14 protein-coding genes and 1 tRNA gene are annotated in these 15393 nt (G+C 62.6%); 5 read left to right on the forward strand and 10 right to left on the reverse strand.

Annotation, left to right across the window (positions count from 1 at the left end; translation table 11 throughout):
• Window positions 1-73 precede the first annotated feature (73 nt).
• Window positions 74-856 carry a histidinol-phosphatase gene (gene hisN, locus B5V03_RS39690; protein ID WP_129275848.1) on the reverse strand — a complete coding sequence of 261 codons (783 nt, stop codon included), beginning with the start codon at window positions 854-856 and terminating at the stop codon, window positions 74-76.
• A gap of 529 nt (window positions 857-1385) precedes the next feature.
• The gene (locus B5V03_RS39695) at window positions 1386-2276 is read right to left on the reverse strand and encodes an N-formylglutamate amidohydrolase (protein ID WP_129275849.1); all 891 of its coding nucleotides are present in this window, start codon (window positions 2274-2276) and stop codon (window positions 1386-1388) included.
• Window positions 2277-2600: 324 nt separating this feature from the next.
• Here B5V03_RS39695 and cpdR point away from each other — a divergent pair, with 324 nt between their 5' ends.
• Together cpdR and B5V03_RS39710 are read left to right on the forward strand one after the other, a co-directional pair.
• Window positions 2601-2960 carry a cell cycle two-component system response regulator CpdR gene (gene cpdR / locus B5V03_RS39705; RefSeq protein ID WP_007597092.1) on the forward strand — a complete coding sequence of 120 codons (360 nt, stop codon included), beginning with the start codon at window positions 2601-2603 and terminating at the stop codon, window positions 2958-2960.
• Window positions 2961-3034: 74 nt separating this feature from the next.
• A tRNA-Val gene (locus B5V03_RS39710) sits at window positions 3035-3109 on the forward strand.
• Window positions 3110-3211: 102 nt separating this feature from the next.
• On the opposite strand, the gene B5V03_RS39715 is transcribed toward B5V03_RS39710, so the two are convergent.
• On the reverse strand, window positions 3212-3730 hold the full coding sequence (locus B5V03_RS39715) for a DUF4440 domain-containing protein (protein ID WP_129275850.1): 519 nt from the start codon (window positions 3728-3730) through the stop codon (window positions 3212-3214).
• Window positions 3731-3972: 242 nt separating this feature from the next.
• Between B5V03_RS39715 and B5V03_RS39720 the strand changes: the two genes are divergently transcribed.
• Window positions 3973-4215, forward strand: coding sequence for a hypothetical protein (locus B5V03_RS39720; RefSeq protein WP_129275851.1), 243 nt, complete (start codon window positions 3973-3975; stop codon window positions 4213-4215).
• A 272-nt stretch (window positions 4216-4487) separates the two neighbouring features.
• On the opposite strand, the gene B5V03_RS39725 is transcribed toward B5V03_RS39720, so the two are convergent.
• The 3 genes from B5V03_RS39725 to B5V03_RS39735 all read right to left on the reverse strand — a co-directional run bounded on the left by B5V03_RS39725 (window position 4488) and on the right by B5V03_RS39735 (window position 7203).
• Entirely contained in the window at window positions 4488-4973 is a 486-nt protein-coding gene (locus B5V03_RS39725) for an NUDIX hydrolase (RefSeq protein ID WP_129275852.1), read from the reverse strand.
• Between the two features lie 6 nt (window positions 4974-4979).
• Window positions 4980-6032 carry a histidinol-phosphate transaminase gene (gene hisC, locus B5V03_RS39730; RefSeq protein ID WP_129275853.1) on the reverse strand — a complete coding sequence of 351 codons (1053 nt, stop codon included), beginning with the start codon at window positions 6030-6032 and terminating at the stop codon, window positions 4980-4982.
• Window positions 6033-6111: 79 nt separating this feature from the next.
• Window positions 6112-7203, reverse strand: coding sequence for an enolase C-terminal domain-like protein (locus B5V03_RS39735; RefSeq protein WP_129275854.1), 1092 nt, complete (start codon window positions 7201-7203; stop codon window positions 6112-6114).
• A 190-nt stretch (window positions 7204-7393) separates the two neighbouring features.
• Between B5V03_RS39735 and B5V03_RS39740 the strand changes: the two genes are divergently transcribed.
• Window positions 7394-8956: an adenylate/guanylate cyclase domain-containing protein gene (locus B5V03_RS39740; protein ID WP_164988613.1), complete on the forward strand. Its 1563-nt coding sequence runs from the start codon at window positions 7394-7396 to the stop codon at window positions 8954-8956.
• Between the two features lie 157 nt (window positions 8957-9113).
• Here B5V03_RS39740 and B5V03_RS39745 read toward each other — a convergent pair whose 3' ends face one another.
• Window positions 9114-10340, reverse strand: coding sequence for an ABC transporter substrate-binding protein (locus B5V03_RS39745; RefSeq protein ID WP_164988614.1), 1227 nt, complete (start codon window positions 10338-10340; stop codon window positions 9114-9116).
• Window positions 10341-11159: 819 nt separating this feature from the next.
• Between B5V03_RS39745 and B5V03_RS39755 the strand changes: the two genes are divergently transcribed.
• The gene (locus B5V03_RS39755; RefSeq protein WP_129275858.1) at window positions 11160-11321 is read left to right on the forward strand and encodes a response regulator; all 162 of its coding nucleotides are present in this window, start codon (window positions 11160-11162) and stop codon (window positions 11319-11321) included.
• A gap of 98 nt (window positions 11322-11419) precedes the next feature.
• Here B5V03_RS39755 and B5V03_RS41955 read toward each other — a convergent pair whose 3' ends face one another.
• The 3 genes from B5V03_RS41955 to B5V03_RS39765 all read right to left on the reverse strand — a co-directional run bounded on the left by B5V03_RS41955 (window position 11420) and on the right by B5V03_RS39765 (window position 15337).
• The gene (locus tag B5V03_RS41955; protein ID WP_164988615.1) at window positions 11420-11584 is read right to left on the reverse strand and encodes a hypothetical protein; all 165 of its coding nucleotides are present in this window, start codon (window positions 11582-11584) and stop codon (window positions 11420-11422) included.
• Window positions 11585-12017: 433 nt separating this feature from the next.
• Window positions 12018-13961 (reverse strand): glycosyltransferase, encoded by a 1944-nt coding sequence (locus B5V03_RS39760; protein WP_129275859.1) that lies wholly within the window; start codon window positions 13959-13961, stop codon window positions 12018-12020.
• Entirely contained in the window at window positions 13958-15337 is a 1380-nt protein-coding gene (locus B5V03_RS39765; protein WP_129275860.1) for an HlyD family efflux transporter periplasmic adaptor subunit, read from the reverse strand. The genes B5V03_RS39760 and B5V03_RS39765 overlap by 4 nt, the downstream gene beginning before the upstream one ends.
• Window positions 15338-15393 lie beyond the last annotated feature (56 nt).

Genomic DNA, 15393 nt, shown 5'->3' on the forward strand with positions numbered 1-15393 from the left:
GCAGGCTCCCTAAAGCATGATCCGGAAAAGTGTGCAGCGGTTTTCCGAGAGGATCATGCGCAAACGACAGAGGCTAACCGTTGAGCAGTTTCAGTGCTTCTTCGTGAACCCTGGCGTCGCCGGCTGCGATGATGCGGCCGCCGCCTTGGGCCGGCTTGCCTTCCCACGTCGTGACGACGCCGCCGGCGCCGGTCACGATCGGGATCAGGGCTGCGATATCATAAGGCTTCAGCTCGGTCTCGACCACGAGATCGACGTGACCGGCGGCCAGCATGCAATAGGAGTAGCAGTCGCCGCCATAGCGCGACAGACGCGCGCCCTTCTCGATGCGGCCGAAGATGGCGCGGTCGCGCTCGTTCATCAGCAGCGGCGAGGTGGTGTAGCTCGTCGCCTCCGACAGCGAGGCGCAGCGGCGGACCTGGAGCCGGCGCTCACTGGTGGGGCCTTTGTAGTTGGCCGAGCCGTTGTCGCCGGAAAAGCGCTCGCCGATGAAGGGCTGGTGCATCATGCCGTAGACCGGCGTGCCCTTGTGCAGCAGCGCGATCAGCGTGCCCCAGATCGGAAAGCCGCCGATGAAGGATTTTGTGCCGTCGATGGGGTCGAGCACCCAGACATAATCGGCGTCCTCGCGCTCATTGCCGAATTCCTCGCCGACGATGCCGTGCTGGGGGAAGCTGGCCTTGATCAGCCGCCGCATCACCGCCTCGGCGGCGCGGTCGGCCTCCGTCACCGGGTCGAATTCCCTGGTCTTGCTCTTGTCGTCGATCGACAGCGAGGTGCGGAAGAACGGCAGGATGGTTTCGCCGGAGGCGGTGGCCAGCCGTTCGATGAAGGCGGAGAAGTCGATCACCGTCACGGCGCATCCTCAAAACGAAAGTCGGTGAAGCTCGCTCTTGCGTAGCTCAATTCGCCTCGCGCGTGCAGCGCTGTCTTGATTTGCACCCTGGTATTTTGGATGCCCGCGGAGCCCTGCCTCATTCGAGCCACCCGCTGGCCAAATATCGATCATAGAGTTGAAAACTTAGTTCCGAACATGCCTTGTTCGTATGCAAACGACTATCAACCCATTGAATTTCCTTATCAAAGAAACTGAATCTGGGTTTCGCTATAAGCAAATGAGCTATGTGCGTAGTGCATGGGAAACCGCTCAAAAGCCCTTGCACTTTGTGCGTCGCGGCCGCATATTGTTGCGGTGCGGTAGCGCTTCTCGCGTTACCGCTGCCCTCCTTGGGCGTTTCCTCCCTAGACTTGGGCCGCTTCTTCATCAGAAGCGGCCCTTTTTTCTTTGGCCTCTATTTTCATTTTACGCGCGCTGAGACGTGAGGCGAAAACGCCTGCGCGCCAATCGCAGCCAGCACGATCTTTCGAAGAAAAAAAGTTCTCGTCTATTCCGCCGCGGCCTGGAACGGGCCGAGATCGCCGAACGGGATCGTGGTCGCGAGCACGTCGGCGAGCACGCCGAAGTCGGACGCGACCTGGCCGAAGCGCGGACCACGCTCGCGGCGCCGCTCGTCCATGTAGATCGCGCGGTTGAGCTCGAGCTGCACCGCATGCAAGCCGCTCGCGGGGTTGCCGTAATGCTCGGTGATGAAGCCGCCGGCATAGGGCTTGTTGCGGCCGATCGAATAGCCGAGCCCGCCCATGGTTTCCTCGACCCGGTCAGGCAGCAGCGGCGTGCAGCTGGTGCCGTAGCGGTCGCCGATCACGATGTCGGGCCGGCGCGGCTCGTCCCTGCTGACGCCCACCGAGGGCATCGAGTGGCAATCCACCAGCACGACGGTGCCGAACATCTGGTGCACCTTGTTGATCAGCCGACGCAGCGCGCGGTGGTAAGGCTTGTACAGCGTTTCGATCCGCGCCAGCGCGTCGTCGACCAGGATGCGCTCGCGGTAGATCTCCTGGCCGTCGCCGACCACGCGCGGAATGGTGCCGAGGCCGCCGGCGACCCGCATCGAGCGGGTGTTGGCAAAGCTCGGCAGGCGCCCGGTGAACATGCGCGGGTCGAGCTCATAGGGCTCGCGATTGACGTCGACATAGGAGCGGGGAAAGTTGACCCGCACGGTCGGAAAGCCGCGGTCGCTGAGATGGCCGATCAGCTCGTCCATGAAGGAATCTTCGGATCGCCGCAACTGCGGCAGGTCGATCCTGGAGGCGCTGAGGAATTCGTCCGGATAGGTCGAGCCGGAATGGGGCGAGTTGAAGATGACAGGCGCGCGCCATTGGGCGGGCTCCACGATCTCGAAGGCTGGCGACACCTCGCCGTCAAACCGGGTCATCTTCTCGGGCTTCGTCCCTTCGCCGCACGATCCGGGCCCCGGATCGAATGATTCGGCCGCCTGGCGGCTCTTATGTGTCGTCATTGTCCGGAATCACAACCATTCTGCCAAGCGAAAAGATGTGATCGGCGCTGGAACATGTCTTAACCGTGCGGGCAAGGAGGCGGGGACACGCCAGTGCGGCTCGATTGATTCGGCCCGCATTCGGGTTCACAAGGAGCCGGCAGCGCGAGCCGCGAGGGTAAAGATTTTCACCCCAAATTTACCCTCTGTCGGGCTTAGTGACCTCTGCTGATATCCTCTGGGGATTCGACGTTTCCTGCCATGCCCAAAATCCTGCTCGCCGAAGACGACAACGACATGCGCCGTTTCCTGGTCAAGGCGCTGGAAAACGCCGGTTTTCAGGTCTCGTCCCACGACAACGGCATGGCCGCCTATCAGCGGCTCCGGGAAGAGCCGTTCGAGATGCTGCTGACCGACATCGTGATGCCGGAAATGGACGGCATCGAGCTCGCCCGCCGGGCCTCGGAACTCGACCCCGACATCAAGATCATGTTCATCACCGGCTTTGCCGCGGTCGCCCTGAACTCCGATTCGGACGCCCCCAAGAACGCCAAGGTGCTGTCCAAGCCCGTGCATCTGCGCGAATTGGTCAGCGAAGTGAACAAGATGCTGGCGGCCTAAATCGGCCCCCTTCCGTCCTTGCACCGGCTCCCCTGAGCCGTTATAGGGACCCGACCCGATCTAGACGACATCTAGGGCGCGTAGCTCAGCGGGAGAGCACTACCTTGACATGGTAGGGGTCACAGGTTCGATCCCTGTCGCGCCCACCATCCTTCGCTCGCGATAGCCGAGAGAAGGATGCCACGCCGAAGCCCAGAGGGCGCAGCCGGGCTTGCAGCCGCGAGCTACGGATCGGCAAGCCCAACCCCTCCCTACTTCAGCTCCGTATTCGCCACCGGCATGATGGAGGCGACCGACCAGCCGTTCGCGTCCTGAACGTAGGTCTGGCTGATCAGAAATGTATTCTGTTGCGGCGGCTTGCCGGGAAGGCCGCGCGTGAAGACGATCGGCACGAGGACCTGCATCACCTCGTTCGAGATCACGGCGACGTGGAATTTCGACATGTCGGGCTCGAGGTGCCAGGTACCCGCGTAGTAGGTCTTGAAGCGATCGGCGACCGCATCACGTCCTCGCGTCTCGATGCCCCGCGCAAACAACAGCGTGGCCGGCGAATTCCAGAGCAGGGCCTTCACATTGTCCGCGTTGTGCGCATTCTGCGCGGCAATGAATTTTTCGAAGATCGTCCGTGCCTCCGCATCATTTGCCGCGGCCAGCGCAGGTCCGGCCGACCAGATGGTTACGCCGAAAAAAAGCGCTGCGGCTGCCGCAACATAATGGCGGCGTGAGAATCGTCGGAGCCTGGAGCCTTGAGACATCTCGGAAGGGGGCATGTTCACCTCTCTTTGGGATGACGATAAACATACCATTGATTGTTTCGCCGCCTTTTCAGAATCGCATGATCAGCGGTCATCGCCGCATCACGGATGCGTTGGTTCAGGCCATGGTCGGATGCCGCGGGACGTAACGGGCAAACTCTCGCCGCCAACAACAAGTTGAGTTATCGTTCGTGGCGCCACGGCCGGGATGGCCAACGGCGCGATCCGGGCGGATCACGGTGAAGGGAGTGCGCACGATGCGGGCGAGCTGTCTTGCCATGGCGATGCTGGCGTTGATGGCATCGCGCACTGACGCTGCGATCATTGACTGGCAAGCCGAGCTCCAGCGCTGCCGCGAACTGCGGCAGACCATGGCACCGCTGCTTCAGGCCGGCGAGGGCATATCTGCCGTCGGCCGCTCGAACAGGTCCGTCCGCCGTTGCATCTGGATCCAGCGCATGGCGGTGCGCAGGAAGATCCCCGGCGCGGAGGTGTGGTAGCGCAGCTAGCCAGGCGGCGCTGTTGCCTCAAATCCGTCATTGCGAGCGCAGCGAAGCAATCCAGAGTCTTTCCGCGGAGGGATTCTGGATTGCTTCGCTGCGCTCGCAGATGGGGAAGCAGAGCGCTCCCATCTCACACCGTCACCCTGAGGTGGCCGCTTCTTCAGCGGCCCTCGAAGGGCGACGGCCCCGCTGCATCCGGGCCGTTCTCCTTCGAGGCTCCCGGCGCGATGCTGCTGCATTGCGCTACTCGCACCTCCAGCGACAACCTCTTAGCGGTTGCGCGGGGATGACGGGACGGAGAGCTTGCTTGCGAGCAGCAAGTCCTTCAACCCGGTCGGATAGAGGCTCGGCCTGCTCTCGACGTCGAGATTCGCAAGATCGAACCAGCGGGCAACGATCTCCTCTCCACTATCCTCGCGAAAATCGATCCGGTCCTGGCCGCTGAACGCGCCATCCGGAAAGCTGACCTCGGCAATGAACATCACCTCGTGTCCGGTCGATCCCTCGTGCACAAAAATGTTCTCCATCACCAGCGGCTCGCCGATGATGGTGACGTCGATGTCGAGCTCTTCGTTGAATTCGCGCAGCAGCGCCGCCCGCCAGCTCTCGCCGAACTCGATCTCGCCGCCGAGCGGGCGCACGCCCTTGATCCGTCCGGCATCGTCGCGCACCTCGGCCGCCAGCAGCCGCCCGTCGCGCCAATGCAGGCCGATCGCGACGATGCGGATTTGGGGGTGAGGGCGCCATGTGGTCATGCGGGTTCACACCAGCTCGGGCGCCACGGCGATCAGGCGGCTGCATTGGTCCTCGGTCCCGACCGTGATGCGCAGGAAATCCCCGATGCGGGGTTTTGCGAAATGCCGGACCAGCACGCCGTGCCTGCGAAGTCCGGCTGCGAGTTCTGCGCCGCTGTGGCCGGGATGGCGCGCGAACACGAAGTTCGCCATGGACGGCACGACCTCGAAGCCCAGGCCCGAGAGGTCGCGGACCAGCTTCTCGCGGCTCGCGATGATGCGCCCGCGGGTCTGCTCGAACCAGGCCTCGTCCTTGATCGCCGCAACGCCGCCGGCGATGGCAAGGCAGTCGAGCGGATATGAGTTGAAGCTGTCCTTCACCCGCTCCAGCGCCTCGATCAGGGGCCGCTGGCCGATGGCAAAGCCAACGCGCAGGCCCGCGAGGGCCCGCGACTTCGAGAAGGTCTGGATGACGAGGAGATTGTCGTGGCGCGGGACCAGCGGCACGGCGCTTTCGGCGCCGAAATCGACATAGGCTTCGTCGATCACCACCAGCTGGTCCGGATGCTCGCTCACCAGCGCTTCGATCGCCGCGCGCGGAAGCGCGACGCCGGTGGGGGCATTCGGGTTGGGCAGGAGAATGGCGCCGCACGGCCGCCGGAAGTCGGCAATCTGCACCTGCATCGCGGCATCGAGCGGCACCTCCTCGGTACGGATGCCGTAGAGGCGGCTATAGACCGGATAGAAGCTGTAGGTGATGTCGGGAAACAGCAGCGGCGCGTCCTGTTTCAGCAGGCCCTGGAACGTGTGGGCCAAAACCTCGTCCGAGCCGTTGCCGACGAACACTTCATCGGCCGCCACGCCGTAGCGGGTAGCGATTGCCTCGCGCAACACGGTCGCGCCGGGATCGGGATAGAAGCGCAGGCGATCCGTCGCAGCCGCGATCGCAGCCAGCACATGCGGCGAGGGATCGTAAGGGTTCTCGTTGGTGTTGAGCTTGACGAGGTCGTGGATTTTCGGCTGCTCGCCGGGTACGTAGGGCGAGAGGTCGTGGACGACGGAACTCCAGAAGCGGCTCATGATAAATCACTCGATTGGCAGGAATGTCGTAGCCCGGATTACGCTTCGCTCCATCCGGGCTGCGGGGCTGTGCTTGTGGTCAGGCGACCAGATATTTCTTCACCGCCCCTTCATCCCACGCGATGCCATTTCCCGGCTCCTCGCTCGGCAGGGCAAAGCCGTCCTTGATCTTCAGCCGCGTCGAAAGCACCGCGTCGGCCCAGTCGACATATTCCAGCCAATGCGCAGTCGGCGTCACGCAAAGCAGATGCGCGCTGACCTCCGAGAACAGATGCGTTGACATCTCGATGCCGGCGGCGTGGGCGAGCGCGGCGGCGCGGAGCCAGCCGGTGACGCCGCCGATGCGCTGCACGTCGGGCATCACATAGTCGCAGGCTTCAACCGAGAGCGCTGTCTGCATCGCGAAGGCGCTGTCAAAATTCTCGCCGATCTGGACCGGCGTGCGCAGTGCATCCGCGATGCGGGCGTTGCCCGCGTAGTCGTCGTGGCGGATCGGCTCCTCGATCCAGCTCAGGCCCTCGTCGTCGAGCATCTCGCCGCGGCGGATGGCTTCGGTGACCGTGAGCGCCTGATTGTAATCACACATCAGCGTCACCTCGTCGCCGACGGCTGTTCGCACCGCGCGGACCACGGCGAGGTCTTCCCGCGCATCGGGCCGGCCGACGCGGATCTTTGCAGCCTTAAAACCCTCGGCCAGCAGCTTGTGGGCCTCCTCCACCGCGGCGCCCGCCGGCATGATGCCGAGCCCCTTCGAATTGTAGGCCCTGACCGGCTTCGGCGCGCCGCCGAGCAGCCGCGCGAGCGGCAGGCCGCGTGTGCGCGCCAGCGCGTCCCACGCCGCCATGTCGATGCCGGATTGCGCCAGCCGCTGCAATCCCGCGAGCCCGAGCAGCGTGAAGCGCTGGGTCAGCTTGCGCTCGATCTCGAACGGCAGCAGCTCGTCCCCGGCGACGAGCTCCGACATCTCCGCGACCATCGCCGTCAGCGGCTTCAGGGCCGACGGCGTGATCGAGAACAGATAGGCATGCCCGACCGCGCCCCGGTCGGTCTCGCAGTCGATCAGCACCAGCGGCGCCTTGTCGACCGCTCCGGTCGAGGTTTTGAGCGGCAGATTCATCGGCACGATCACGGCGCGCGCGTTGAAACGCCTGATGCGGATGGTCTCAGTCATGGGGGCTCCCGGCGGAGTGAATGCAGGTTGATACCCATCTTAAACATTCGTCATGAAACGAAAAGGTGGTTGCCGCGACCACCATAAAATGGGGTTGCGCGCGCCTGCGTTTATCGGCTCAGTGCCGCCGCATGGTTTTGCCGCAAATCCCGGGAGTTTGCGACAGAACCGCACACAACGGAGCCACCGAGTGAAACAAGAGATCGCCGAAGAGCAGCGCAAGAGCGGCCTCCTGACGGGCGCCGTAATCGCCTTCCTCCTGCTCGCTCTGCCGCTCGCGGTGTGGCTGGACCTGACCGAGCTCTCCAAGACGGCGCTGCGCCGGCAGGCCGTCGACCTCAATTCAGTGATCACGAGCGTGCGCAGCTATTACGCGACCAATGTGGTCGGGCGGGTGCTCGCCAATCCGAACGGCAGCACCAAAGTCGTGCACAATTACGAATCCGTCCCCGGCGCGATCCCGATCCCGGCGACGCTGTCGCTCGAGCTCGGACGGGTGATCGGCGCGCAGCAGGAGAACATCACCTACCGCTTCGTCTCGGACTTCCCGTTCCAGAACCGCGCCCCGCACCAGCTCGACAAGTTCGAGAAGGACGCGCTCGATGCGCTCCGCAGGGATCCCGAGCAGAAGATCGTCGAGACCGACACCTCGCTATTCTCCGACAAGGTCCGCCTGGTCGCGCCGGTCATGATGGGCCCGGCCTGCGTGAGCTGCCACAACAGCCACCCCGAGAGCCCGAAGAAGGACTGGAAGGTGGGAGACGTCCGCGGCATCCAGGAAGTCATCATCGCCCAGCCGATCGCCGCCAACATTTTTTCGTTCAAGTTTCTGCTGGCCTATTTCCTGATCGCCGCCGGCAGCGGTCTCTCGTTCCTGTCGCTCCAGCGACGCCAATCGAGCCGCATCAAGGGCATGAACAAGGATCTCGAATCCGCTAACGACTTCCTGGCGTCGCTGTCGATGAAGATCTCGCGCTACATCCCGCCGCAGGTCTACAAGAGCATCTTCTCCGGCCAGAAGGACGTCACCATCCACACCGAGCGCAAGAAGCTCACCATCTTCTTCTCCGACATCCAGAATTTTACCGCCACCGCCGAGCGGCTCCAGCCCGAGCAACTGACCCAGCTGCTCAACGAATATTTCACCGAGATGTCGGCGATCGCCCATGAATATGGCGGCACCATCGACAAGTTCATCGGCGATGCCATGCTGATCTTCTTCGGCGACCCCGAGACCAAGGGCGACCGCGCCGATGCGCAGGCCTGTCTCCAGATGGCCTGGCGCATGCAGCAGCGCCTGGCCGAGCTCAACGCGAAGTGGCGCGCCTCCGGCATCGAGCAGCCGTTCCGCTCGCGCATGGGCATCAACTCCGGCTATTGCAACGTCGGCAATTTCGGCAGCAGCGATCGCATGGACTACACCATCATCGGCGCCGAAGCGAACCTCGCCGCGCGGCTGCAATCGATCGCCGAGCCCGGCGGCATCGTGCTGAGCTACGAGACCTTTGCGCTGGTCAGCGACATCGTCCGCGCCCACGCGCTGCCCGCGATCACGATGAAGGGCATCAGCCGCGAGGTGATTCCGTATTCGGTCGATGCGCTGAACGACGCGGCGGCCGAGCGAAGTGGTGTGATCACCGAGCGCGCGCCGGGGCTGGAGCTCTATCTCGATCCCGCCGTGGTGAAATCCGGCGACGCCGCGCGGGTGCGCGCGCTGCTGGAAAGCGCGTTGGCTTCGCTGAAACCGGCGTGAGGGGAGGCACAAGAGGTCGTCATGCCCGGGCTTGTCCCGGGCATCCACGTTCCTCATACTGCGCATCAATACGTGGATGGCCGGGACAAGCCCGGCCATGACGCTGTGGAAGCTGAAGCGCACCCGGCTCTCACCCGAGCAAAAAAGTGCGTGCGAGTCACCGCGCCGCCCCCTCCGTGAACGCCGTCTCGATTACCTCACCAAACGGCTGCCACGACCGCCCGTCGAACTGCACCAGCCGCATCTGCCTGATCGGCAAGTAGCTGCTCGGCGAGGTGTTCATCCTGATGTTGGGCAACGCAACGGTGGGCTGATATGCCTTCAGCGACGCCGCCTGCCGCATGATGTTCTCGCGCGAAACATCGTCGCCGCATTGCTTCAGCACCTGCGTCAGCGCCTCGGCTGCGGCGTAGCCAAAGAGCGCGGCGCTGTTGTTGGTGCTTTCGACGTGATGGTACTTGTCCATGAAGGCGAACCAGTCCTTCATGGCGGGATCGTCCTTCCATGCGGGATCGCTCGGATCCTTCAGGAACGCCGCCGAGATCACGCCGGCCGAATTCTCCAGGCCTGCGGGCGCCATCGCATTGGCGATCGAGGCGGAGGCATCGTTCACGATGAACACCGGGCGCCATTTCATCGACGCCGCCAGCTTGATCACCTTGGACGCCGTCGACGGCACGCCGAGAAACACGAAGATGTCGGCGCCGGTCCGCTTGAGGATCGAGACGTGCCCGTCGAGATGCTCGTCGTTGATATCGAAGGCGATGTCGACGAGGACAAGACGATTCAGGTCGCCGAGACCTTCCTGGATGCCCTTGTAGAGCATGCGGCCGAACTGGTCGTTCTGCCAGAGCACCACGATCTTCTTCCGGGGGTAATAGGCCTGGATGTAGTTGGCGTAGATGCGCCCCTCTGACCGGAACGGCGGCTGCCAGCCCATGGTCCAGGGAAACGCCCTGGCTTGGCTCAGCTCCTCGTCGCCGGAGGCGACGAACAACTGCGGGATTTTCTTCTCATTCAGGTACCAGCGCGTGGCGACATTGCCGGGCGTGCCGAACGATCCGAACATCAGGTGCACGTCGTCCTTTTCGACCAGGTTGCGCGTCAGCTCCAGCGCGGTCGCCGGATCGGAATTGTCGTCGCGCGTGATGAAGCGGATCTTGCGGCCGTTGATGCCGCCACGCGCGTTGACCATGTCGAAATAGGCGGCCTCCGCCTGGCCGATCGCGCCGAATTCCGACAGCGGCCCCGAATACGGCATGACATTGCCGATGCGGATTTCGTTGTCGCCCGCTGGTTCGTCTGAATGCTGTTGCTGTGACATCGCCCCCAGCGAAGCGAAGGCGACGGCGAGAACGAACAGCAGCCTGCCGGTGACGCGCATGCTCGACACCTTGTCGTTGGCCCCCAACGAGGTCGGCTCACTCAGCACCCAGACGAGTTGATCTACGTCAAGCGTTTGGCGATCGTGTGGCTGGGTTTTGAAACGCCGCGCCCGACGGAAAACGGCAGGTGTGCTGACGGGCCGCACGTCCGATCGAGAAAGTCCCCGCGTGGCACCCCTCTCCCTAACCCTCCCCCGCAAGGGGGGAGGGAACGCACCTTTCTCGTGGACAATGACTCGATCCAAAAACGCGCAAGCGATGAGGGCAGATATTGGCCGCTCGGCACACTGCGCTCCCTCCCCCCTTGCGGGGGAGGGGCGGGGGAGAGGGGTGGCCCAGCAAACGGTGCGCGTAATGGTCGCGTCGCTCGCAACAGCTACGGCAACCCCCGCGCCTCCAGCTAATGCACCAGCAGTGGCGTCGGTTCGGCGAGGCTGTCGCCGGAGCCATCCAGCCCGAACGCGCGGCGATGCCGGCGCGAGGACGCGAGCAGGCTTGCGTCGTTTCGATTGAGAGAGTGCGCCGTTCTGCATCGTAGGCCGTCTTGGCGAACTCGGGTTTGCACTTGGCGGGTTTGGTTCGGCAACCGTCCGATGAAAAATGATTCCATCTGTGAAAGGTCTCGTTTGGGATAGCGGGTCTTAATTCGGATGGTGGTCAATATTGACCGGCGGCAGCAGAGCTTACGATTCCATCATGGTCCATCACCGCTCCCATCGGCATCCATCGGTGACTGAGAGTATCGCGCTCCCGCCGGATCCAGAGCGAGCCTCATGTCCGTTCAGCGACCACCTTGTCTTAAATGTCGGACAATAACGATGCTGGCGCGCATCACGCCCGGCCGGGGTAGTTTTGACGTTCGTACCTACGAATGTCCCGCTTGCTATTTTGCCCATCAGCTCGCGGTCGAGTTGGTTGATCCGATGAAATCCGCCGATACCTTGGCTTGGTTTCAGGGCGAATTGCGGGCGCCCACGTAGCAGCGCGCTGCCCGGAGCGATCGAGCCGAAGCCTGGAGCTGGGCATTGGTCGAGAAGAACCGATTGCAGCGCTCGGCTTGGACACGAGGGTGACGGGCTCAATATGGATCGGTGCGCGGATGAACATTTCCCTCGGCGGTATCTTTCAGCGAGCTTAGTGCTGCGCCCTGACAAACCTGTCGAAGGATGGTTTCCGAGAGACGCACCACCAATTCCTTCAAGCCCTTGTTCTCCTTTTCGAGAGAGTGGAGGGCGAGCTTCATTCGCATCTCGTCTTCGAGACTCTGGGGCCAAAGGGTTGGCTGCCTTCGCTCCGTGGTCATTTCACCCTCCCAACAGCGCTACCTGCTTTGTCGCGCTCTTTGGCATGACAACCCCCAAGACTACATGCTCTCAAAGACGCTGATTCGCAGGTCAATATTGCTCGCTTCCGATGGCTACCGCATTGGGTGTCAAACGGCCGGATTTGCCGCGACGCGGTCGGTCGCCGCACTCGGACGCGATGCTCCGTGCCGCGAAGCTCCTTGCTGCGAGGAGTTGAGGCTCGCTGCGATAGCCATGTTTTGTGGCTCCCGACGGGGCAAGAAGCCCGGATCAACAGTCCCGCCTGACCTCTAAAGGCTCCTGTCAACGTGTCAGAGAGCGCACATCGCGCGCAATATCGAGGCCGGGAAACTACACCATTAGCAAACGTAGTCAGCCGAAAATCCGCATCATTATTGCTTTGCCGACAGGGGCGGCGCGTATGCCGGTGAACGCACTGACATAGTCACCGGAATAGAAAGCGCGAACGAGATCGACGCGCGTGTTGAGCGTTTCATCAAACCGAATTGCAAATCCATCCCCAGTGCGTCGTACGACGAGCGCCGCGACCTTTCTTTCCTGGAGGGTGCAGTGAACCGCGGTCCCAACAGGTGGTGGTCTGTCGCTCACGAAACGGGCGCCCGTGATCGACATGTCTGCCAAACGATAGATGCACTGCCGGCCACCGATGTTAAAAAAGACCGGCTCATCTCGCTCGAATCGCTCGGCCTTCCGCCGCCGTGGCTGTTCGATGGACACCAAGCAGACGATCGTCAGAATGATGGCATTGTATAAACTCCAGGCGAGCGCCAGGCCGCCATAGGCGATGCTTTCGCCCTGCACATGAAGCAGGAAGGCATAGACGATTCCCGCAAGCGTAATAGACAGTGCGGTGCCGTATACCCTGAGCAGTGGCCATTCGATGAAGCTTTGATCGCGGTCCCCACCCTTCGCAGTGACCTCGAATTTGTGTCCCTGTGGCCTGAGCAGCCCCGTCACCGCTGCTTTGAGAACCGTCGGCAGAGCAATGTACTGAGCGACGTCCGACATCACGGCCATTGACCGTCCACGGGAAATCCAGGCCATGGTGAGCGAATACCAGACATAAAACGGCAGGAAATATCCGAGGAGTTCAGAAAGATCCGCTTGGACGGCTTTGATTCCGAACAGAAGGTAAAGGCTCGGAACGACGAGACCGAATACCTTGACGACGTAGGTCGAAGTCCAACTCAAGAATGCTTCGACGAGGGACAGCCGGTCGACAACACCCAGCCGCGATGTTCGGGAAAAGGGGCCGCTGCGCCCCCGACATATCTGCATGAAGCCAAGACACCATCGGCTGCGCTGAGTGATGTACTCCTTGAGTCCCTCGGGGGCCAACCCCAAGGTCAGACGCTCGTTCAGGTACACCGTGCGCGCGCCAATTTCCTTCAGCCGCAGCGTCAGGAGATAGTCCTCCGTCACGGAATCGGTCGGAAAGCCGCCAATATTCACAAGTGACGAGAGTCTGATGACCGACGACGTTCCGCAACAGAAGGCCGCGCCCCACGCGTCCTTCGCTGGCATCATAATATCGAAGAAGAACCGCTGCTCGTCCGGCCAGACCTTGGTCGCGGCCAGGTTGGTTTGGATCGGATCCGCATTGATGAAATGCTGAGGCGTTTGCACCACGGCTACGCCAGGATCGCGGAACAGGCACATCGCGCGAGCGAGAAATTCGGGCATGGGAACGAAATCGGCATCGAGAACCGAAATGAACTCGGGAGGATCAGCGAGCCCCGTCACGTGCCGCAGAGCGTGGTTGATGTTGCCGGCCTTGGCGCCTTTGTTGTCGGGTCGCGCCAGATAGCGGCAGCCGAGCTCGCCTGCCAGCTTTTCGAGCCAGTCGCGCCGCCCGTCGTCCAAAACCCAGACACGGTAGTTGGGGTATTTCATTCCAGTGGCGCCGATGATCGTGCGCTCCAGGATCGACACTTCCTCGTTGTAGGTGCAAATGAACACGTCGATCAGCGGCGCGTGCCGTCCCGCAAGCCACTGCCTGTTGGCTTCGACTTGGGGTGTCCGATCGATCGTGCGACTGAGAAACACCAGTGACAGCGCACCCGCCGCAAGCGATGCAGCCTCGGCGAAGAGGAACACAGATCCCACGGCAAAATCGGCAGTCCAGCCGACGGGCGGGACCGTCGCCGCAATGCGCCATCCAAAATAACGGACCATGAGCAACAGTGCGAATACGACCATCAGCGAGCGCGCCGCGGGGTTCTCGTGCCGAAGCCAGGGCAGGATGGCAACGCATAAGCCGAGCGCGATAAGGCCCGGCGTCAGCGCGGGGATCATGACTTTCTCGCAGTGTCCGTCGAGAAGATGACGCGTCCCGTTCGCCCGACCGGACAGTCGTTGGAGCCATCGTTGAGGTCAGGGACTGAAATCGTGGCACGATACGGTTCCTTACTCAGCGCGACGGGATTGATGGCGAGGTTGGCTGCGGGCCCTGCGGCGCCCGTGAGATTGACGACAGTGCCTGCCAATTCGGCGCCGCCAGCGTTCGGCCGGAAATGGGCGAGAGATCCCAGTTGCAGCCCGTTATAGACGCTCTCGGTGACGTTCGCCGTCACCACGGCGCCGGAACAATCGAGTAGGCGAATGAGCGGTTGTCCGGCCCGGACGTCCTCTCCAGGCGCCGTCATGACCTCCCATATTCGGCCGGCGATGGGGAACTTGATGTCCGCCTCGGAGCGGCTGATGTAACGAGATCGCTCGGATTCAATCTCGTCGGTGAGCCAGGAGATCTGCGCATCGGCGTGCGCTACATCCGCGGTGAGCTCGTCAGCCCGCTGCCGCATTTCCTCCCCACGCTGCACCGAACTCGGACGATCGTTGTAGCTGTCGCCGAGAAACGTGCCTTCGCGCGCGGCGGTGAGCTCAACCTGGGTCGCATCAAGGCGGCGTCGCGCACCCATCTCAGTCTGTTGGGCTATGGTTTGATCTCGCGTCAAGCGCCCAAGCTCGACAGAGGAAACGCTGCCCGATTTGATAAGCGATGAAGCTCTTTCCACCGCGGCAGCCGCCTCCTCGCGACGCGCCGCGGCCGCTTCGATTGAGGTCTGGATTTCCGCGATGCGCGCCTCGAGCTGACGGATGCGGCCCGCCGTGAACAGCGTCGCCTGACGTGCCAGATCCTTCTGCGCCGCGCGGGCTGAAGCTATCTTTGAAACGAGGCTAGGTCTTTCGTTTTCGAGGCGAGACATCTGACTGCGCAGATCATCGAGTCGCACGCGGTCGCCGCGCGGATTGACGACACGAAGGATGAAAGTGCCTTCGCCGACGATACCTAAATCGCCTGCCAGACCGGACCCGGCTGAAACCTTCCCGTCGATCGGCGATCTCAACGTCACCAGCCGCGAATTGACAACAGCTTCGACGCTTGACGTCTGGAAAAGCGCTCTGAGCGGCAGCCAGCCGAATACTGCGACGATGGCGATGCCCGCTGCTGCCTTCACAAATCGGCGAGGCGTCCGGCTCGTCTTGGATTGCGCCACATTCGCGGTCGAAACGTCAGCCTCCGAAGCCTCGGTCTCGCCGGGATTGAGACGGGCGTCCAATTGGCGCTGCAGATCGTACGCATTTGCGCCGTCGATGGGTGCAATGAGAGGTTCGCCGGCGTGTGGATCGCCGCTTTCGGGTGTCGCGTTGTGACGCGGTTGATTTTGCATGATAGACCTGATCACCAATGCGCAACCTCGGCGAGAGTTGCAGGCCGCGGAAGAAA

The organism is Bradyrhizobium betae (assembly GCF_004123905.1).
GTDB classification, from domain to species: domain Bacteria; phylum Pseudomonadota; class Alphaproteobacteria; order Rhizobiales; family Xanthobacteraceae; genus Bradyrhizobium; species Bradyrhizobium betae_A.